This is a genomic window from Stenotrophomonas sp. YJH_SMC_43 (assembly GCF_059372535.1).
Genome location: NZ_JCAFVQ010000001.1, coordinates 331,003 through 351,397, shown reverse-complemented (window position 1 = coordinate 351,397; position 20,395 = coordinate 331,003). Strand labels below are relative to the sequence as shown.

17 protein-coding genes and 2 tRNA genes are annotated in these 20,395 nt (G+C 66.6%); 10 read left to right on the top strand and 9 right to left on the bottom strand.

The features are described from left to right. Positions 1-206 precede the first annotated feature (206 nt). The 10 genes from AC5QAH_RS01625 to pgaD all read left to right on the top strand — a co-directional run bounded on the left by AC5QAH_RS01625 (position 207) and on the right by pgaD (position 10,894). On the top strand, positions 207-1,796 hold the full coding sequence (locus AC5QAH_RS01625) for a cytochrome ubiquinol oxidase subunit I (RefSeq protein ID WP_005410352.1): 1,590 nt from the start codon (positions 207-209) through the stop codon (positions 1,794-1,796). Positions 1,797-1,811: 15 nt separating this feature from the next. Beyond that, positions 1,812-2,963: a cytochrome d ubiquinol oxidase subunit II gene (gene cydB / locus AC5QAH_RS01620; protein WP_159360392.1), complete on the top strand. Its 1,152-nt coding sequence runs from the start codon at positions 1,812-1,814 to the stop codon at positions 2,961-2,963. 53 nt (positions 2,964-3,016) lie between these two features. Next, positions 3,017-3,133 carry a cytochrome bd-I oxidase subunit CydX gene (gene cydX / locus AC5QAH_RS01615; RefSeq protein WP_005410354.1) on the top strand — a complete coding sequence of 39 codons (117 nt, stop codon included), beginning with the start codon at positions 3,017-3,019 and terminating at the stop codon, positions 3,131-3,133. A 55-nt stretch (positions 3,134-3,188) separates the two neighbouring features. After that, a tRNA-Pro gene (locus AC5QAH_RS01610) sits at positions 3,189-3,265 on the top strand. Between the two features lie 140 nt (positions 3,266-3,405). Next, a tRNA-Pro gene (locus AC5QAH_RS01605) sits at positions 3,406-3,482 on the top strand. Positions 3,483-3,704: 222 nt separating this feature from the next. Then, a complete protein-coding gene (locus tag AC5QAH_RS01600; RefSeq protein WP_043400972.1) occupies positions 3,705-4,910 on the top strand; it encodes a CynX/NimT family MFS transporter in 1,206 nt (401 codons plus the stop codon). A 343-nt stretch (positions 4,911-5,253) separates the two neighbouring features. Beyond that, complete coding sequence (pgaA, locus tag AC5QAH_RS01595) at positions 5,254-7,281, top strand: poly-beta-1,6 N-acetyl-D-glucosamine export porin PgaA (protein WP_413409624.1); 2,028 nt, start codon at positions 5,254-5,256, stop codon at positions 7,279-7,281. Between the two features lies 1 nt (position 7,282). Continuing rightward, positions 7,283-9,169 carry a poly-beta-1,6-N-acetyl-D-glucosamine N-deacetylase PgaB gene (gene pgaB, locus AC5QAH_RS01590; RefSeq protein WP_159360393.1) on the top strand — a complete coding sequence of 629 codons (1,887 nt, stop codon included), beginning with the start codon at positions 7,283-7,285 and terminating at the stop codon, positions 9,167-9,169. 1 nt (position 9,170) lies between these two features. Then, positions 9,171-10,427 carry a poly-beta-1,6-N-acetyl-D-glucosamine synthase gene (gene pgaC, locus AC5QAH_RS01585; protein WP_010486660.1) on the top strand — a complete coding sequence of 419 codons (1,257 nt, stop codon included), beginning with the start codon at positions 9,171-9,173 and terminating at the stop codon, positions 10,425-10,427. Beyond that, complete coding sequence (gene pgaD, locus AC5QAH_RS01580; RefSeq protein ID WP_010486657.1) at positions 10,424-10,894, top strand: poly-beta-1,6-N-acetyl-D-glucosamine biosynthesis protein PgaD; 471 nt, start codon at positions 10,424-10,426, stop codon at positions 10,892-10,894. The genes pgaC and pgaD overlap by 4 nt, the downstream gene beginning before the upstream one ends. Positions 10,895-11,001: 107 nt before the next feature. On the opposite strand, the gene AC5QAH_RS01575 is transcribed toward pgaD, so the two are convergent. From AC5QAH_RS01575 to AC5QAH_RS01535, 9 genes are all read right to left on the bottom strand, one after another. Continuing rightward, positions 11,002-12,273 carry a glutamate-5-semialdehyde dehydrogenase gene (locus AC5QAH_RS01575; protein ID WP_159360394.1) on the bottom strand — a complete coding sequence of 424 codons (1,272 nt, stop codon included), beginning with the start codon at positions 12,271-12,273 and terminating at the stop codon, positions 11,002-11,004. Beyond that, complete coding sequence (proB, locus tag AC5QAH_RS01570; RefSeq protein WP_010486653.1) at positions 12,270-13,427, bottom strand: glutamate 5-kinase; 1,158 nt, start codon at positions 13,425-13,427, stop codon at positions 12,270-12,272. The genes AC5QAH_RS01575 and proB overlap by 4 nt, the downstream gene beginning before the upstream one ends. Positions 13,428-13,438: 11 nt before the next feature. Continuing rightward, positions 13,439-13,702: a YciI family protein gene (locus AC5QAH_RS01565; RefSeq protein ID WP_010486652.1), complete on the bottom strand. Its 264-nt coding sequence runs from the start codon at positions 13,700-13,702 to the stop codon at positions 13,439-13,441. Beyond that, entirely contained in the window at positions 13,702-14,997 is a 1,296-nt protein-coding gene (gene argH / locus AC5QAH_RS01560; RefSeq protein ID WP_019336646.1) for an argininosuccinate lyase, read from the bottom strand. Before argH ends, AC5QAH_RS01565 begins: the two co-directional genes overlap by 1 nt. Positions 14,998-15,017: 20 nt before the next feature. After that, entirely contained in the window at positions 15,018-15,971 is a 954-nt protein-coding gene (argC, locus tag AC5QAH_RS01555) for an N-acetyl-gamma-glutamyl-phosphate reductase (protein ID WP_313311395.1), read from the bottom strand. After that, positions 15,968-16,570, bottom strand: a complete 603-nt coding sequence (locus AC5QAH_RS01550) for a GNAT family N-acetyltransferase (protein ID WP_049482324.1) — start codon at positions 16,568-16,570, stop codon at positions 15,968-15,970. Before AC5QAH_RS01550 ends, argC begins: the two co-directional genes overlap by 4 nt. A 3-nt stretch (positions 16,571-16,573) precedes the next feature. Continuing rightward, a complete protein-coding gene (locus AC5QAH_RS01545; RefSeq protein ID WP_164193895.1) occupies positions 16,574-17,902 on the bottom strand; it encodes an acetylglutamate kinase in 1,329 nt (442 codons plus the stop codon). A 25-nt stretch (positions 17,903-17,927) separates the two neighbouring features. Further along, complete coding sequence (locus AC5QAH_RS01540) at positions 17,928-19,016, bottom strand: acetylornithine deacetylase (protein ID WP_010486641.1); 1,089 nt, start codon at positions 19,014-19,016, stop codon at positions 17,928-17,930. 132 nt (positions 19,017-19,148) lie between these two features. Beyond that, positions 19,149-20,342: an argininosuccinate synthase gene (locus AC5QAH_RS01535; protein WP_019336650.1), complete on the bottom strand. Its 1,194-nt coding sequence runs from the start codon at positions 20,340-20,342 to the stop codon at positions 19,149-19,151. Between the last annotated feature and the right edge of the window lie 53 nt (positions 20,343-20,395).

The following is a 20,395-nucleotide window of genomic DNA, read 5'->3' as shown; positions in this document are numbered from 1 at the left end:
GAGACACGGCATTGTAGGCGCAGGCAATGGCCGGCCTCTGCGGCCAGCGGTCGCAGTCTTCATCGGGTTGGCATACGATCAACCGGGGCACCTGTTCATACATTGATCTGGATCAAGGCTGTTTGAAGTAGTCGGTCACATCATTCACGTCGTAGACCACCCTTCCCGCCACCTGCAACGGCACTATCCAACGAGGTAGCCAGGCCATGATTGATCAGACAGTCGTAGAACTGTCGCGGCTGCAATTCGCGCTGACCGCGATGTACCACTTCCTATTCGTACCACTCACCCTTGGCCTGTCGTTCATGGTGGCCATCATGGAGAGCGTGTACGTGATGACCGGCAAGGAGATCTGGCGCAGGATGACCCTGTTCTGGGGCGTCCTGTTCGGCATCAACTTCGCCATGGGCGTCGCCACCGGCATCGTCATGGAATTCCAGTTCGGCATGAACTGGTCCTACTACAGTCACTACGTGGGTGACATCTTCGGCGCGCCGCTGGCGATCGAAGGCCTGATGGCCTTCTTCCTGGAAGCCACCTTCGTCGGCCTGTTCTTCTTCGGCTGGAACCGCCTGAGCAAGGTCAAGCACCTGATGGTGACCTGGCTGATGGCACTGGGCACCAACCTGTCGGCGATCTGGATCCTGGTTGCCAACGGCTGGATGCAGAACCCGACCGGTGCGGTGTTCAACCCGGAAACCATGCGCATGGAAGTGGTCGACTTCATGGCGGTGGTGTTCAACCCGGTGGCGCAGGCCAAGTTCGTGCACACCGTCAGCGCCGGCTACGTGACCGGTGCGGTGTTCGTGATGGCGATCAGCGCGCTGTTCCTGCTGCGCAACAAGCACAAGGACCTGGCCCGTCGTTCGTTCGCGGTGGCCGCGGCGTTCGGCCTGCTGTCATCACTGTCGGTGGTCGTGCTGGGTGACGAGAGCGGCTACGCCGCCAGCGAACACCAGAAGATGAAGCTGGCCGCGATCGAAGCGATGTGGGAGACCGAGCGTGCGCCGGCCGACTTCACCGCCTTCGGCATCCCGAACCAGGAAACCCACCAGAACGACTACGCGGTGAAGATCCCCTACCTGATGGGCCTGATCGCCACCCGCTCGTTGAACCAGCCGATTCCGGGCATCCTGGAACTGGTCGAGCGCGCCGAACACCGCGTGCGTGGCGGCCAGCTGGCCTACGGTGCATTGGAGCGCCTGCGCGCCAACAAGAACGACGTTGAAGCACGCGAGATGTTCGACCGCCACTGGCAGGACCTGGGCCACGGCCTGCTGCTCAAGCGCTACCGCGACGACATCCTCAACGCCACCCCGCAGGAGATCTCGCAGGCGGCGATGGACACCGTGCCGCGCGTAATGCCGCTGTTCTGGACCTTCCGCGTGATGGCCGGCCTCGGCTTCTACCTGATCGCCTTCTTCGCACTGGCCTTCTACTACTCCTGCCGCAACAACTTCCAGGACAAGCGCTGGTTCCTCAAGCTGGCCCTGTGGACGCTGCCGGCACCGTGGATCGCGATCGAGTGCGGCTGGTTCGTGGCCGAGTATGGTCGCCAGCCGTGGGCTGTCGATGGCGTGCTGCCGACCTTCTATGCGGCGTCGGGCTTGGCCCTGCATGAAATCGTGCTGACCCTGGCAGGCTTCACCGCAATCTACACCGCGCTGATCGTGGTCGAGATCAAGCTGATGCTCAAGGCGATCCGCAAGGGTCCGGACGAGGTGCTGCCGTCGCTGCAGTCGCCCCAGCCGCATGCTTCCCACAATGCCTCGGCGCCAGCCGCCGGCCAGGCCTGAGGCAGGAGAACCAAGATGGATTTCATTCTTCTGGACTACACCACGCTGCGCGTGATCTGGTGGCTGCTGCTCGGCATCCTGCTGATCGGTTTCGCCGTGATGGATGGTTTCGACCTGGGCGTGGGCACCCTGCTGCCCTTCGTCGCCCGCAACGACGCCGAGCGCCGGCGGGTGATCAACACCATCGGCCCGGTGTGGGAAGGCAACCAGGTGTGGCTGATCCTAGGCGGCGGCGCGATCTTCGCCGCCTGGCCGCCGCTCTATGCGGTCAGTTTCTCCGGGTTCTACCTGGCGATGTTCGTGATCCTGTTCGCGCTGATCCTGCGTCCGGTCGGTTTCAAGTTCCGCAGCAAGATGCCCAGCGAACGCTGGCGCAACACCTGGGACTGGGCGCTGTTCATCGGTGGCTTCATCCCGGCGCTGATCATGGGCGTGGCGGTGGGCAACGTGGTGCTGGGCGTGCCGTTCCACTTCGATGACAGCATGCGCATCTTCTACACCGGCTCGTTCTTCGGCCTGCTGATGCCCTTCGCACTGCTGGCCGGCCTGCTCAGCGTGTCGATGCTGGTCGCCCACGGTGCCGCGATGCTGGTACTGAAGACCGACGGCCCGGTGGCCGAACGTGCAGCCCGCTTCGGCAGCATCGCCGCGATCATCGCCTTCGTGCTGTTCGCAGTGGGCGGTGCCTGGGTGGCCTTCGGCCTGCCGGGCTACCAGATCACCTCGCAGGTGGTTACCGATGGCGCCACCAATCCGCTGCTGAAGACTGCCGAACTCGGCGCCGCCGGTGGCTGGATGCGCAACTACAGCGCGATGCCGGCCACGATCCTGGCGCCGCTGCTGGGCCTGGCCGGCCTGCTGGCCAGTGCGGTACTGCTGCGTGCCCGTCGCGGCGGCCTGGCCTTCATCGCCTCCGGTGCGGCCATTGCCGGCATCATCCTGACCGTCGGTTTCGCCATCTTCCCGTTCCTGCTGCCGTCCTCGAGCCAGCCCACCTCCAGCCTGACCGTGTGGGATGCCTCGTCCAGCCACCTGACCCTGTGGATCATGCTGCTGGCCACGGCGGTGTTCCTGCCGATCATCATCGGTTACACCACCTGGGTGTACCGCGTGCTGAAGGGCAAGACCACCACCGAAGAGATGGGCAACAACCCCAACGCTTACTGATTGCCGGTGTGCCGGCCCACGGCCGGCACACCCTTGAACAAAGGAGATTGACCATGTGGTATTTCGCCTGGATTCTCGGCGCCGGCCTCGCCTCGACGGTGGCCATCCTCAACGGCATGTGGTTCGAAGCCCGCGAGCAGAACCGTATCGAGAAAGAAAATCGTCGCTGAGCTGTAAAAAAACCTTGCCGCCTTGGCCTTCACACGGTATCTTAGGCGGCTCCTTCGGGGTGTAGCTCAGTCTGGTAGAGCGCTACGTTCGGGACGTAGAGGTCGCAGGTTCGAATCCTGTCTCCCCGACCACTCAAGTGGTCGCATTGAAGCCTGGTGAAGTCGTCCAGGCTTTTTTGTTCCCTGAAGTGGCACTGCTTCGGCAGTGTGAAGAAAACAGCATTCACCCCTTGCCGCCATCGGGGTGAATCGCTAGAATAGGCGGCTCCCTTCGGGGTGTAGCTCAGTCTGGTAGAGCGCTACGTTCGGGACGTAGAGGTCGCAGGTTCGAATCCTGTCTCCCCGACCACTTCGGTGGTCACCAAGAAGCCTGGAAGACATCACTGTCCTCCGGGTTTTTTTGTGCCAAGCGCCAGGCCACCCGCATGACGGGACCTTGCCAGAGCGCACACGTACAATGGCCGCGCTGCCGGCCCGCCTGCAGCCCCTACCCCCACCTGCCGCTTCGGCGTAGACCGATGCCGGCGCTGCATGCCGTTGCTGCGGCGTGCGACACCTGCAAGGACCACCGATGAGTTCCTCCACTTCCGATTCGCCGTCGCTGCTGCACGGTCGCGTCCTCGCGTTTGCCGCGATCCTGCTGGCAGCGGTCAACCTGCGCACTGCGGTCACCTCGATCACCCCGCTGCTGGACGTGCTCGGCCAGCAGTTCGGCTTCGGCACCACCATGACCGGCGTGCTGGGCATGCTGCCGACCGCCTCGTTCGCGCTGTTCGGCGTGGCCACGCCGGCACTGGCGCGGCGCCTCGGCCTGGAGCGCACCACCCTGCTGGCGATGGTGATGGCGATGGCCGGCCTGCTGCTGCGCTCCAGCGCCGGCAACGTCGGCACGCTGTTGCTGGGTTCGGTGCTGGCGCTGGCCGGCATGGGCATCGGCAACGTGGTGGTGCCGCCGCTGGTGAAGCGTTACTTCGCCAACAAGGTCGGCACCATGAGTACGCTCTACATCAGCGTGCTGCAGCTGGGCACGATGCTGCCGGCGCTGCTCGCGGTGCCGATGGCCAACGCTGCCGGCTGGCGCGTGTCGCTGGGCATGTGGGCGCTGCTGGCACTGGCCGCCGCACTGCCCTGGCTGGTGCTGGCCAAGCGCGCGCCGAAGCCGCAGGCCGACGCCACCGACCCCACCGCGCAGCCGCATGGCAAGGTCTGGCGCACGTCGCTGGGCTGGAGCATGACGCTCATGTTCGGCATGACCTCGCTGATGACCTACTCGATGTTCACCTGGCTGCCGCGCATCGTGGTCGAGGCCGGTGGCACGCCCGCGTTCGGCGGCGTGATGGTGGCCGTGTTCTCGGCACTGGGCCTGCTACCGTCGCTGGTCATCCCGTCGATGGCGGTGCGCCTGCAGAACCCGTTCCCGCTGGTGCTGATCGGCTTCTTCTCGTTCGTGATCGCCTTCACCGGCCTGCTGCTGGCACCGATGAAGGCCCCGCTGCTGTGGGCCTGCCTGCTCGGCGTCGGTCCGTCCACCTTCCCGCTGGCGCTGACCCTGATCAACCTGCGCACCCGCACCCCCACCGGCTCGGCGGCGCTGTCCGGGTTCATGCAGGGTGTGGGCTACAGCTTCAGCTGCCTGGGGCCGTTCCTGGTCGGCTGGCTGCACACCGTCAGCGACGGCTGGACGATCCCGTTCAGCTTCCTGTTCGGCTGCGCCACCCTGATGCTGTGCGCTTCCTGGGTGGCCTGCAAGCCGCGCAAGCTGGAAGACCTCTGGTAAGCCGCATGGGGCCAGCAACCGGCCCCACCTACCGCTCGTCAGCCCGTTTGCGCATTTTGACGCCGGGCTGACAATTCCGGGCGGATAGTGCCCACGAATGCCCATCCTTGCCGCGTGCCGGCATTCGGGCATGGGGGCGGCAGCGCCGCCCAGGCCACCACTCGGTGCGCGGGGGACTCTCGTTTCAGACAAGACATTGCAGGTCGCTGTCCTGGTTTCGCCCATCCCTGCTGGATGGGAGTTCGCGAGGGGAGTGACGCAGGCCACGGCCACCCCAAAATCTGGCATGTGATGTGCGTCACATTTTTCAGGTTGTCTGGTTCGGAAGCCAAGGGGGTCCCCAATGGTTGTCCACCGCCGGCTGGCGCTCTGCGTCGGCCTTGCCTGTACCGCCCTGGCCTGGGCCAGCAGTGCTGCCCCGCCCGACCGCGAGGCGGCCCTGGCCGAGATCGGCCGCTACCGCGACCAGGCCCGCTGGCTGGATGCCCTCGGCGCCATCGAGCGCGCCAGCCAGCAGCAGCCCAACGACGATCTGCTGTTCAAGCTGCGCGTACTGACCCTGGGCGACATCGGCAATGCGTGGCGCGCCTGGGCGCTGTACCAGCAGCGCCCGCAGCTGTTCGACGCTGCACAGAAGCAGCGCATCGAAGGCGACTACCTGGCCAAGCTGGTGGTCTGGAGCCTGGCCTACAGCAGCAGCGAAGACAGCCGGCTGGAAGAGGCCGAATCAACCCTGGCGCGCATGCAGCGCTACCTGGGCGCCGAAGGCACTCCACCCGCGCAGGCGCCACTGCGCATCCGCATGGACCGGCTGATCCTGCTCAACCGGCTGGGCCGCCATGCGCAGGTGCGCGAGGAAGCCCGCGCACTGCAGGCCGAAGGCCATGCCCTGCCCGACTATGTGCTGCCCGCAGTGGGCGATTCGCTGATGGGCACCCTGCACCCGGAGGAAGCCATTCCGGTGCTGCAGGCAGCGGTCGCTGGCGATCCAACGCGCGACGCCTCGCATTCGGAACTGGCATACGCCTACCTGGAAAGCGAGCAGCAGGAAAAGGCCGTCGACCTGCTGCAGGCGTGGCGCGACAAGGAACCTGCCTGGCGCTGGAGCAACGGGAAGTCGCCGTATCCAAACTGGTCGCGCTACGAGGCCGACCTCAACCTGGCGATGGTGCGCGCCTACAGCGGTGACCTGCCCACCGCGCAGCGCGATCTGGAATCGATGGTCGACATCGCACCGGGCAACGGCGGCCTGCAGAGTGCGCTGGGCAGTGTCTACATGATGCGCGGCTGGCCACGCAGGGCGCTGCAGCGGCAACAGATGGCGCATGCGCTGGACCCGCGCGACATCGAGCCCCGGCTGGGCATGCAGGAAGCCTACGTCGCTCTGCAGCGTGATGACCTGGCGCGACCGCTGCACGACGATCTGGTCGCACGCTACCCCACCCAGCCCGCCGTCGAACGCATGGACCAGGCCTGGCGCGCGCATCGCGGTTGGCAGCTGAAGGCATGGACCGACATCGGACGCAGTTCCGGCGGGGGTGGCACCTCGCCGCTGGGCAACGATGATCGCCGCTATGGCATGGAGGTCCAGACACCCGTACTCGACGATCGCTGGCGGCTGTTCGCCTTCGCCGACCGGCGCTCGGTCGATTTCCAGGACCAGCGCATCGACCCGCTGTGGCTGGGCGCGGGCGTACGCTACCGCTTCGGCCGGCTGGATGCGGAAGCGGCCGTGCTGCGCGCCAACGACCACATTGGCGATACCGGCCTGCGCGTCGGCGTGGGCTGGCAGTTCAACGACTACTGGCATGCCGGACTGATTGCCGCACGCAATGATCCGGAGGCATCGATGCAGGCGCGCGTGGCCGGCATCACCGCTGACAGCGTCAGTGCGCAGGTCGACTATCGGCGCAGCGAACGCACGCACTGGGTGTTCGGCGCCAGTCGCTTCCGATACGACGATGGCAACCATCGCGAACTGTTCAGCACCGCACTTGAACAGCGCCTGCTGACCCGCCCACGGTGGCTGATCGATGGCCTGGCCAGTGCCTACACCAGTCGTGGCCGCCGCGACGATGCCCCCTACTTCAACCCGAAGCGCGACCGCATGGTCGAGATCGGCCTGCGCATCGACCAGCAGCTGTGGCGCCACTACGAACGCCACTTCCGGCACCGGCTGACCGTCTCGCTGGGCGACTACTGGCAGGACGGCTTCGGCAGTGCGCTGGTGCCGTCTGTGTCGTACATGCACGAGTGGCAGCTGGGCCAGGGCCGCGTGTTCGAGTATGGCGTGCGCTGGTCGCGGCCGGTCTACGACGGCCATCGCGAACGCCATATCGGCTTCGAAGCCGCACTGCGCTGGGGAGACTGACATGACCCGCATCCTGCGCCTGATCGTGCTCCTGCTGCTGTCGGCTGCGCCGCCGGCCTTCGCGCAGCAGGCCCTGCATCTCGATGCGATCGACAACGGCCTGCTGATCCTCAGCTACCACGACATCCGCGACCAGGTCGCAGCCAAGGGGGATGCCGATACCTATGCGGTAAGCACGCAGAACTTCGCCGCCCACCTGGACTGGCTGGGGGCACACGGTTACCACCCGGTGTCGCTGTCGCAGGTGATCGCGGCCTCGCAGGGGCGCGCCACGCTGCCTCCAAAACCGGTACTGCTGACCTTCGATGACGGCCTGCGCAGCGTCTACGACAAGGCCTTCCCGCTGCTGCAGGCCTACCGCTATCCGGCGCTGGTGGCGGTGATCACCGACTACGTGGACATGGCACCGGGCCGCACCATCGACTATGGCTACCGCCCGTTCGGCCGCGACGACTTCATCACCTGGGCACAGCTGAAGCAGATGCACGACAGCGGCCTGATCGAGGTGGCCAGCCATACCGACGATCTGCACCACGGGGTGCTTGCCAACCCGCAGGGAAATTCCACCCCTGCTGTCGTGACCCGCATCTACCGACCGGCCACGCACAGCTACGAGAGCGAGCCACAGTACGAGCAGCGCCTGCGCGCCGATCTCGGCCGCAGTGTGCAACGCATCCAGCAGCACCTGGGCGTGCGCCCGCGCGCCATCGTCTGGCCGTATGCCGCCTACAACCAGCTGAGCAACGACATTGCCGAGCAGCTGGGCATGCCAGTGTCCTTCGATCTGGAAGGCCGCAGCACGCCGGTGGCCAGCGACCTGCATGGCCTGGCGCGCTTCCTGGTCAGCGACAACCCGACCGTGGAGGCGCTGGCCTACGAACTGCGCCGCGACGTCGCGCTCGATGGCATCCGTGCCCTGCAGATCGACCTGGATGATATGTACGACCCCGACCCCGCACAGCAGGCGCGCAATCTGGATGCGCTGATCGAGCGGGTCAAGCGCATCGCGCCGACGCACGTCTACCTGCAGGCGTTCGCCGATCCGGACGGCAACAACACCGCCGATGCACTGTACTTCCCGAACCGCCACATGCCGATGCGCGCGGACCTGTTCAGCCGCGTTGCCTGGCAGCTGAAATCGCGTGCGGGGGTGAAGGTCTACGCATGGCTGCCGGTGCTCGGCTTCGAGCTGCCCGACCCGGCGCAGCGCAAGGCGCTGGCGATCCGCAACGGCGATGCCGATGGCATGTACCGGCTGGATTTCACCAACCCGCGAGCGCGCCAGATCATGCTCGACATCTACGAGGACCTGGCGGTCAACTCGTACCTCGAGGGCCTGCTGTTCCATGACGATGGCTATCTGCGCGACACCGAGCTGCCCACGCTGGCGGCCGGCGATGGAGGCAGCGCACGCACGCAGGCATTGATCGACTTCACCCTGGCACTGCGCAACAGCGCGCAGCACTGGCGGCCGAAGCTGGCCACGGTGCGCAACCTGTACGCCGAACCGGTGCTGCGCCCACAGAGCGAAGCCTGGTTCGCGCAGCGCCTGGACCTGTTCAACAAGGCCTACGACCAGACCGCACTGATGGCGATGCCGTGGATGGAAGGCAGCAAGCATCCGGAACGCTGGCTCGACCAGCTGTTGGGCGCGGTGCGTGCGCATGATCCACAGCTGCAGCACACCCTGTTCGAACTGCAGACCGTCGACTGGCGCAGCGGGCAACCGATTCCCGCCGAGCGCCTGCGCGCGCAGATCCGCCAACTGCAGGCGCAGGGCGTGCACCACTTCGCCTGGTACCCGGACGACTTCATCGCCGACCAGCCCTCCACCCGCGATGCCCGCGCGGCGATGTCCGCCGGCAACTTCCCGTACCCGGAGAAGTGACATGGACATGCATCCGTTGCTGCAGGTCCTGTTCCAGTTCGCCTTCTACTACCCGATGGTGATGGCGTTCTTCTGGATGTCGGGCGGCCTGTATTACTACTTCCGGCGCGAACGCCATTCGCGTCCACGCAACGACCCGCCGCTGATGGTCGATCCACCGTTCGCGAGCCTGCTGATTCCCTGTCACAACGAGTCCGCGAACCTCGACGACACGCTCGGCGCGGCGCTGGCACAGCGCTACCCGGCCGACTACGAAGTGATCGCCATCGACGACGGCAGCAGCGACGACACCGGTGCGCGGCTGGACGCCCTGGCGGCAAAGCACCCACGGCTGCGCGTGCTGCACCTGGACCGCAACCTGGGCAAGGCCAATGCGCTGCGCATGGGTGCACTCGCCGCGCGTTCGGAGTACCTGGTGTGCATCGACGGCGACGCGATGCTGGAGGAGCACGCGCTGCACTGGATGATCTGGCACCTGGTCAGCGGCAACCGGGTCGGCGCGGTGACCGGCAATCCGCGCATCCGCAACCGCTCCACCCTGCTCGGACGCCTGCAGGTGGCCGAGTTCTCCTCGATCATCGGCATGATCAAGCGCGCGCAGCGCGTATACGGGCGCATCTTCACCATCTCCGGGGTGATCGCCGGCTTCCGCCGTACCGCCCTGCACCAGGTAGGCTGGTGGTCGGACGACATGGTGACCGAAGACATCGACATCAGCTGGCGCCTGCAGCGGGCGCACTGGGACATTCGCTACGAACCCAACGCACTGTGCTTCATCCTGATGCCGGAAACGCTGAAGGGGCTGTGGAGGCAGCGGCTGCGCTGGGCCCAGGGTGGCGTGGAGGTGATGCTGCGCCACGCCCGCTCGCTGCTGCACTGGAAGGAGCGGCGCATGTGGGGCGTACTGCTGGAGTACGTGCTGAGCGTGATCTGGGCTTACACCATGTTGTTCATCGTGGTGCTGTGGGCGCTGGGCAAGTTCATCGAACTGCCGCCGCAGCTGCATATCGCCAGCCTGCTGCCGGAATGGCACGGCGTGATCCTGGCCCTGGTCTGCCTGCTGCAGTTCGCCAGCAGCCTGATCATCGACCGTCGTTACGAAACACAGATTGGACGCAACTACTTCTGGGTCATCTGGTACCCGATGGCGTACTGGTTGATCAGCCTTTCCACCACCCTGGTGGCGTTGCCGAAAACCCTGCTGCGCCGTCGCAGCAAGCGCGCCACCTGGACCAGTCCCGATCGGGGGATCCGATGAACGCACAACGCCCGTCCAACCGCTTCGACTCGCGGATGATCCGCAAGCCGCATCGCCAACCACGCTTCCAGCGCACCGCCTGGGGCTTCGTCACACTCGCGTTCTGGGGGTTCTACTTCTACCTGTGGGCACCGTTGGTGACCCTGCTCTCGTGGCTGATCGGCGGGCAGATGGCCTGGCAGCAGCTGTACGAGCGCAAGAACCAGTTCGACCCCTATGTGCTGGTGGCGCTGCCGCTGATGCTGCTGTGTGCCAGCGTGCTGCTGATCGGCTGGGCCGAGTACAACCGCGCGCGCTTCCGCGGCCACGACCGGCGCCTGCCGCGGCCGCTGGCCAGCCTCAACGAAGTGGCCGCCGACCTGGGGGCCAGCACCGGGCTGGCCGAGCGCCTGCTCGGCTGCAAGGCCGCCACGCTGCACATGGACGATCACGCGCGGCCGATCGGCATCCGCCGCGAGGTGGTGTAACCCGACAACCCGGTGGGTGCCGACCCTGGTCGGCACTTGCTTTGGTAGATGCCGACCCTGGTCGGCACCGGGGTCTACCGCGAAGAGCATCCACGCACGGCGTGGATCTACGTGCGCGTCTGCCCTTCACCGCGCACGACGAACCGTTCGACGGTGAGTGCTTCCAGGCCCATCGGGCCGTAGGCGTGCAGGCGCGTGGTGGAAATACCGATCTCGCTGCCCAGGCCCAACTGCCCACCATCGGAAAAGCGCGATGAGGCATTCACCATCACCACCGCCGAACGCAGCGCGTTGACGAAGCGCTCGGCGTGGAGCGCGTCTTCGGTCGCAATCACTTCGGTATGGTCGGAGGTATAGCGGCGGATGTGCGCGATGGCCGCATCGAGGTCATCCACCACCCGCACGGCCAGCACCAGATCCAGGAACTCGGCGGCGTAATCCGCATCGGTGGCTGCGTTGCTACCCGGCAGCAACGGCTGCGCAGCCGCGTCGGCCCGCAGCTCCACGCCGCGCTCGCCGAGCGCCTGTGCCACGCGCGGCAGGAACGCTTCGGCCACATCGCGGTGCACCAGCAGGGTCTCCAGCGAATTGCAGGCCGACGGACGACTGCACTTTCCGTCCACCAGCAGATCGATGGCTTTGCCGAGGTCGGCGCTGGCATCCACGAACAGGTGGCAGACACCCTTGTAGTGCTTGATCACCGGCACCCGCGCATGTTCGGCAACGAAGCGGATCAGGCCTTCGCCGCCGCGCGGAATCGCCAGATCGATCAGTTCATGCAGCTGCAGCAGTTCCAGCATCGCTTCTCGGCGCAGGTCGGTCAGCACGGTCACCGCCGCCGGTGGCACGCCATTGGCCTTGAGCGCGCCTGCCAACGCCTGGGCGATGGCTGTGTTGGAATGGATCGCTTCGGAGCCACCGCGCAGGATCACACCATTGCCGGCCTTCAGGCACAGCGCAGCCGCTTCGGCGGTCACGTTCGGGCGCGCCTCATAGATCATTGCGATCACACCCAGCGGCACGCGTACCTTCTGCACGCGGATGCCGTTTGGACGCACATCGTCGCGGGTGATCTGGCCGACGGGATCGGGCAGCGCGGCGACCTCACGCACGGCTTCGGCCATCGCGAACAGGCGTGCCGGGTCCAGCGCCAGGCGGTCGAGCATGGCGCTGCCAACGCCCTTGTCGCGCGCGGCGGCGAGGTCACGTGCATTACCGGCAAGGATCAGCCCGGCATTCACTTCCAGCGCCTGTGCCATGGCCAGCAGCAGCGTGCGGCGGGCCGCACTGTCGAGGCCGGCAACGTTCTGGGCCGCGTCACGGCAGGCACGCGCCTGCGTTTCGATGTCGCTCATCGGGGAGTCCTTCAAACCGGTCATGGCAGCACCAGATCGTCGCGATGGACGACGCTGCCGCCGTAGTTGTAGCCCAGCACGGCCTCGATGTCGCGCGAATGGCGGCCGGCGATCCGGCGCACATCATCGGCCGCGTACTGGCTGACGCCGCGCGCGACGCAGACACGGCCCTGCGGCGCGTTCCAGCACACCTGCACCATGTCGCCACGGCGGAACGCGCCCTCCGCGCCGGTGATGCCACCGGGCAGCAGCGAGGCGCCCTTCTCGCGCATGGCCTGCGCCGCGCCGGCATCGATCACGATCGCGCCCTCGACCAGCGGCGCGTGCCGCAGCCAGTGCTTGCGTGCGGCCTCGCGGCTGCGTGCGGCGTGGATACGGGTACCGAACAGGCGATCCTGCGCCAGCGCGCGCACCACGTCGCCACTGCGGCCATTGAACAGATAGGTTTCTATGCCGAGGCGACCGGCCTTCGCCGCCGCCTCCAGCTTGGTGCGCATGCCGCCGGTACCAGCGCGCGAGCCGGCGCCACCGGCCATCGCCAGCACCTCGTCACTCAGTTCCGGCACGTCGTGCAACGGCCGCGCGTCGGCCACGGTGCGCGGGTCGGCGCTGTACAGGCCGTCGATGTCAGTGGCGATGAACAGTGCGTCGGCATCGACCAGCGCCGCCACGGTCGCGGCCAGGTTGTCGTTGTCGCCGAGCTTGAGCTCGTCCACCGACACGGTGTCGTTCTCGTTGACCACCGGCAACGCACCCAGCCGCAGCAGTTCGTTGAGGGTAGCGCGTGCGTTGAGGTAGCGGCGGCGGTTGCGCAGGTCGTCGTGGGTCAGCAGCACCTGCGCCACCGGGCGCTCGAAGAAGCGCTGCCAGAGCCCGATCAGCTGGGCCTGGCCGAGCGCGGCCAGCGCCTGCCGCGCCGCCATCGCCGCGCCGGGCTCATCGGCCCGCGGCAGGATCGCGCGCCCGGCAGCGACCGCGCCGGACGATACGATCACCACCTCACGCCCGGCCAGTACATTGGCCGAGACGAACTGTGCCAGGCCCAGCGCGTGGCGTGGCGACAGGCCGCCGCCATCGGCTGCCAGCAGGCTGCTGCCGACCTTCAGCACTGCACGCCGCCATGGTGGCAGCGCTTGTTCGGGGAACGGCGAGGCGACGTGGGCAGCGTGCTGGATCATCGGTCAGGCTCTCAGCGAGTGTTCCATTCGTGCACGGTCAGGTCGGAGGCCTGCATCGTCACCAGCGGATCGGTGGCGACGATGGCCTGTGCCTGCGCCAGGCTGTCCACGTTGCACAGCACATAGGCGCCACCGCTGCCATCGGCGAAGCCGCCGGTCAGCTGCAGCTTTCCCTGCGCCTGCAACGCATCGAGGAAGTCACGATGCGGCTGCACGGCGGCGGCATTGAAACCGGGCCGGCGCATGGCCAACACCAGGTAGACCGTGCCCGCCATCAGGACAGCGCCTGCCAGCGCGCGCGCAGTTCATCCAGGCGCAGGTCGGCTGCCGAACCCGGCGACACGCGAGCGGCCAGGCTGCCTTCCGGCGTGCGCCCCTGCCCTGCACTGTCGGCACCGGCCGCAGCGGCCTTGTAGGCCTCGCGGAACGGCACACCAGCCACGGCCGCTTCCACGGCAACGTCGGTGGCATACATGCCCGAGTCGATCGCTGCGCGCAGCCTGTCGTCACGCCACTCCAGATTGGCCAGCAGCGCCGGCAGCAGCTCCAGCGCCGCCAGGCCACGGCCGAAGCCATGGAAGATGGCGCCCTTGGACGACTGCAGGTCGCGATGGTAGCCCGACGGCAGCGACAGCAGCTGCTCGATCTCGGTGCGCGCGGCGGCGACGCTGGCATGGGTGGCGCGCATCAGCTCGATCACATCCGGGTTGCGCTTGTTGGGCATGATCGAGCTGCCGGTGGTGTACTGCGCCGGCAGTGCGACGAAGCCGAACTCGGCGCTGGTGAACAGCGACAGGTCCCAGGCAATGCGGCGCAGGTCCAGCGTGGCACCACCCAGTGCTTCCAGCGCGGCCAGCTCGAACTTGCCCCGCGACAGCTGCGCGTAGATCGGCGAGATCTGCATGCGCGCGAAACCGAGCGCAGCCGTGGTGTGTTCGCGGTCCAGCGGCAGATTGACGCCATAACCGGCGGCGGTGCCCAGCGGGTTGGCATCGATCAGTGCATGGGTGTCACGGGCGCGGATGGCATTGTCGATGAAGGCCTCGGACCAGCCCGCCCACCACATGCCGGCCGAGGACACCACGGCACGCTGGATGTGGGTATAGCCGGGTATCGGCAGGTCCTTCTCGGCCTGCGCACGGTCCAGCGCGACCTTGGCCACTTCGGCGCTGAGCTGCGCCACGCGCTGCAGCTTCTCTTTCAGCCACAGGCGGGTGGCCACCAGGATCTGGTCGTTGCGGCTGCGGCCGGTGTGGATCTTGCGGCCGGCGTCGCCGAGGCGTTCGGTCAACCGCGCTTCGATCGCCGAGTGGCCATCCTCGTACTGCGTATCCAGCACGAAGCGGCCTTCGCGGAAGTCCTGCGCCAGGATCTCCAGTTCGCGCAGCAGGCCTTCCAGCTCGTCGGCGCTGAGGATGCCGATGTGCTGCAGGCCCTGTGCATGCGCGGCGCTGGCGGCGATGTCGTGCAGGAAGAATTCGCGATCGAGGATCACGTCGTCGCCGGCGAGGAAGGTCTGGATCTGGGCGTCGACGGCGACGCCGGGCTTCTGCCAAAGAAGGTCTGCCATGGGGGCTCCGGAATACGTGTTCAGTGCGGGATCGACGTCAGTTCGTCGATGCCCAGCGCGAGGTTGAGGTTCTGCATGGCCTGGGTGGCCGCGCCCTTGAGCAGGTTGTCCAGGGTCGCCACCACCACGACCCGCTTGCCGCCCGGGGCCAAGGTGAAGCCACCGACCTGGGCACCGTGGCGACCGGCAATGCGGCTGACCCACGGCGCTTCATCCACCACTTCGATCAAGGGTTCGCCGGAATAGGCCTGCTGGAAGCGCTCGACGATCTGCTCGCGGGTCTGCACCCGGTTCAGCCACAGATTGGCGGTGAGCGTGATGCCACGGAAATGCGGCGCGACGTGCGGCATGAACTCGACCGCCACGCCCAGCTGCACGGACACTTCGCGCTCGTGCACGTGGTTGGTCAGCGCATACGGCATCAGGTTGTCGGCCAGCAGTTCAACGTTGTTCTTGTCCGACGGCGTGGTACCGGCACCGGAGTAGCCGGAGACACCGAAGCACTGCGGCGGACCGGCCAGCAGGTCCAGCAGCGGATGCACCGCCAGCTGCATTGCCGTGGCATAGCAGCCCGGGTTGCTGATGTGCTTCTGGCCGTTGTAGCGGCCGCGGGTCAGCTCCGGCAGGCCGTAGTACCAGCTGTTGTCGAAGCGGTAGTCGGCCGAGAGATCGACGATGACAGTGTCCGGCTTCGCGGTTTCAAGCGCGGCCACGAACGGCGCGGCCAGGCCATTGGGCAGGGCCAGGATCACCGCATCCACGCCCTTGGCGGCCACCGCGTCGGCGTCCAGGTTCTCGTACTGCAGGTCACCCTGGAATTCCGGATGGTGATCGGACAGGCGCTGCCCGGCGCGCTCGCGCGAGGAGACGAAAGCCAGTTTCAGCCGCGGATGGGCGGCCACCAGCTTGATCAGCTCGGCACCGGTATGGCCGCGGGCACCGACGATACCCAGGGTGAAAGTCGAATCGTTCATGCGTGACTGTCCAGGCGGTACTGCAGGTGGCGCTTCACGCCCTGCCATTCCGCATCGATGATGGAGAAGATGACGGTGTCGCGCGGCGTGCCGTCGGCATGCCGCTTGTGGTTGCGCAGCACGCCGTCCTGCTTGGCGCCGAGGCGGGCGATGGCGGTACGCGAAGTGACGTTGAACCAGCTGGTTTCCAGCACCACGCTGATGCAGCCCATGGCCTCGAAGGCGTGCTGCAGCAGCAACAGCTTGGCTTCGGTGTTGGCGCCGGTGCGCTGCACACGCGGCGCATACCAGGTGTAGCCGAGACTGAGCTTGGGCACGCCGGCATCCATGTCGTAGAAGCGCGTGCTGCCGATGATCTCACCCGCCGCATCGCGGATCACGAAGGGCAGCACCTTGCCTTCAGCCTGCGCCTTCAGCGCGGCCTGCACATAGTGCTCGACCCGCTGCGGTGACGGCACCTGGGTGTACCAGAGCTGGTCCAGGCCGCTGCCTTCAAGCGCATCGCGCAGGCCCGGCACGTGCTCCATCTGCAGCGGCTGCAGGGTTACGTGCTGGCCGCGCAGGGTGGGAACCGTGTTCCAGGCATCGAGGTTGCTCATCACTCAGCCCCGCAGGCTCGGGGTGCGCTGCGCGCAATGATCGACATAGGTCTTGATCCGGTCGATGCCATCGGCACCGAACCAGAACACCTTCCACTGATCCTGCTTGTAGCAGCCATCGGACTCGGCGTAGTAGAAGTGATTGATCGGGTTGCCGTGGCGCGAGCGCCAGAACAGCTGCGGGGTTTCCTCCAGCATCACGTTCCATACTGCGCGGCCCAGGCCCTCGCCCTGCGCGTCGTCGAGCACGGCGAACTTGTCCAGGTACACGCCCTCTGCCTCGTCGGTGAGGATCACCGCGGTGCGGTAGTTCTCGCTGACATAGGCACGCAACAGTTTGGTCTTCTCGAAGTAGTCCGGCACCAGGGTGCGGCCGAAACTGGATTCGATCAGGCCCTTCAGGCGCGGCAGGTCCAGTTCGTCCCAGGCGGTGGCGCGCAGTACTTTCTCGCCCTTGCGTACCAGCGTGCCCGAGCCCTTGTGGGTGAACAGTTCCTTGGCCAGGTCGGCCGGACGGGTGATCGACACCGACGATTCCAGCGGCAGGCGATCAAGCAGATCCTTGATCTGTTCGATCTTCACCTTCATGCCGCCGTGGATCCACGGCTGCGCGATCAGGTGGTCGTACTCGGTGGACAGGTTGATCGAATCGATCACATTGCCCTGCTCGTCCAGCAGGCCGCCGGTGCCGGTCAGGAAGATGATCTTGTACGGCTGCAGCTCCTGCACCAGCTCGTTGGCGGCGAAGTCGGCGTTGACGTTGAGGATCTGGCCGCCGGCGGTTTCACCCAGGCTGGTGATGACCGGGATCGAGCCGGCGCGCAGGCTGGCCTCGATTGGCGCCAGGTTGACCTTCTTCACCTCGCCGACCAGGCCGTAGGTGTCCACGTCCAGGTACTCGGCCTCGAACACACCACCGGTGATCGAGGTGGCGCGCGCGCCGTTCTGCTGCAGCGCCTCGACCAGGCGCAGGTTGGACTGCTGGAACACCCGGCGCACGATCGCCAGCGCTTCCGGCGAGGTCACGCGCAGGCCGTTCACGGTCTGCTTCTCGATGCCAGCGGCCGACAGCTCGGCATCCAGCTGCGGGCCGGCGCCGTGCAGCACGATCGGGGTCAGACCGACCTCCTGCAGGAACGACAGCGAGGAGGTCAGCGCGTCGAGGTCGTCGCGCAGCACCGCGCCGCCGACCTTGACCACGGCGAAGCGCTTGGCATCCAGCTGCGAAAAGCGCTTGAGGTACTGGCTGATCTCCTTCGCGCTGGCCATGCTGGAAAGCAGGCGCACGATGGTCTGGCGGGTCTGGCGGTGGGGCTGGAGGGCAGGAGACATTTCGGTTTCGTCGGAAAGGGAAGAATCAGGCGCCGGCGGCGATGATGCGGTGCACGGCGTCGGTGTAGCGCTGCAGCTGCTCCAGCGTCACGAACTCGTCGGCGGTGTGGGCCTGGGCGATGTCGCCCGGGCCGAACACCAGCGTGGTGTAGCCACCGGCCGAGAACAGCGAGGCCTCGGTCCAGAAGTCCACCGCGTTGCCGATCGGCAGGTCCAGCGCATCGGCCACGTCGCGCGCCAGCAGGCGGCGGTTCTCGGCTTCGGCGATGTCACCGGCCGGCAGGCTGGGGCCACGGAAGGTTTCGGTGAACAGTGCCGCCTGCGGCTCGGCGAAGCCGGCAAAGGTCGCCAGCAACGCATCGATATCCATCGACGGCAGCGGACGGAAACCGAAGCGCACTTCGGCAGCGGGCGCGATCATGTTGGCCTTGATGCCACCTTCGACGCGACCGATGTTGAAGCGCAGGCCGGTCAGCCCGCCGAAGCGCGCCGACGCCAGCGATTCCACGTGGTCCAGCGCGCGGTTGCCCCAGCGCATGGCCTGATGCAGCGCGCTGGCGGCTGCATCCTGCTTGCCCGAGGCATGCCCCGCGCGGCCAGCGAACTGCATCAGCACCGAGCTGATGCCACGGTGCGCCAGCACCGCCTCGCTCATGGTCGGCTCGGCCACCAGCACCGCTTCATACGGCAGGCCACGGGCCAGGAACGCAGCGATGCAGCGCGGATCGTTGGCTTCTTCATCGCTGGAGAACAGGAAGGCTGCGTCACCGTCGCTGGCATTGGCTGCGGCCACCAGTGCGGCGGCCGCGCCCTTGATGTCACACACGCCCAGACCGACCACGCGGTCGTCCAGGCGGCGCATCACGTGCGGGTCGGCACTCCAGTGCGGCGAATCCGGCACGGTATCCAGGTGTACGTTGAACAGGTACTTCGGCGTCCCGCGCACGGCGTACAGGCTGACCGCACCGGCGCCGTGGTCGATCACCTCGACGTTGAAGCCGGGCAGGTTCGCGCGCAGGTAATCGAAGATGCCACCGGTGGTGATCGCACGCGGCGGGTTGCGGGTGTCGAAGGACACCAGCGCCTGCAGGTGATCGAGCGTCTGTTCAAGCATGAATCAACAATCCTGTGGAATTCCGCCGGGCATGGCCCGGCGCTACCGGAATGCGTCTGGTGGAGAGCCCCCTTCTTGTTGAAGGGGGCGCGCCAACGGCGCAGGGTTGAGGTGGAATGCGTGGTCAACCGCTCAGCGGTTGACTTGCGCGTAAAGCGTCGAGCTCATGCCGAACAGCTTGATGAAGCCCTCGGCCTCTTCCACGCCCCAGTCGGCCGACTGCGCGTAGGTGGCACCCTTGGTGTTGAGCAGGTGCGGCGACTTCACCGCCACTGCATCGACGCGGCCACCACGGGTCTCCAGCACCACTTCACCGTTGACCTTGGCCTGCGAGGACTTCAGGAACGCTTCGATGTCGGTCTTCAGCGGGTCGTGGTAGAAGCCTTCGTACACCAGCTCCACCCACTTGCGCGCCACATCCGGCTTGAAGCGGTTCTGCTGCTTGGTCAGCACCGCATCTTCCAGCGCGCGGTGTGCGGCCAGCAGCGAGACCAGGCCCGGTGCCTCGAACACGATGCGGCCCTTCAGGCCGATCACGGTATCGCCGGTGTAGACGCCGCGGCCAACGCCGTACGGGGCGAACAGCTTGTTGAGCTGGGCCAGGATCTGGTCGCCCGGCAGCGCCTTGCCGTTCAGTTCAACCGCTTCGCCTTCGACGAACTTCAGGGTGACCGTCAGCGCCTGCTCCGGCCACTCGCTGCGCGGTGCGCACCAGCCACGGGCGCCCTCGCCCGGGGCTTCCCAGCGGTCGATCTCGCCGCCGGACATGGTCAGGCCCAGCAGGTTCTCGTTGATGGTGTAGGCCTGCTGCTTGGCGCGCACGCCGAAGCCGCGCTCTTCCAGGTACTTCTGCTCGTAGGCGCGGGTCTGGGTGTGTTCCTTCTGGATCTCGCGGATCGGCGCGATGATCTGGTAGTCGCCCAGTGCCTTCACGGCCAGGTCGAAGCGGACCTGGTCGTTGCCCATGCCGGTGCAGCCGTGGGCGATGATGTGGGTGCCCAGTTCGGCGGCACGCTTCAGCGCCGCATCGACGATCAGGTAACGGTCCGACACCAGCAGCGGGTACTGGCCCTGGTAGCCTTCACCGGCCCACACGAACGGCTTGACGAAGCCTTCCCAGATGGCCGGGCCACCGTTGACGGTAACGTGGCTGGTCACGCCCAGCTCGGCGGCGCGCTTTTCGATGAAATCGCGCTCTTCATCATCCACGCCGCCGGTGTCGGCGAACACGGTGTGCACGTTGTAGCCACGCTCCTGCAGGTACGGCACGCAGAAGCTGGTATCCAGGCCGCCGGAGAAGGCGAGAACGACGTCTTTGTTGCTCATGGGGAGGGTATGTCCTGGTAGCGCCGGGCCGTGCCCGGCGGAAATGATTGAAT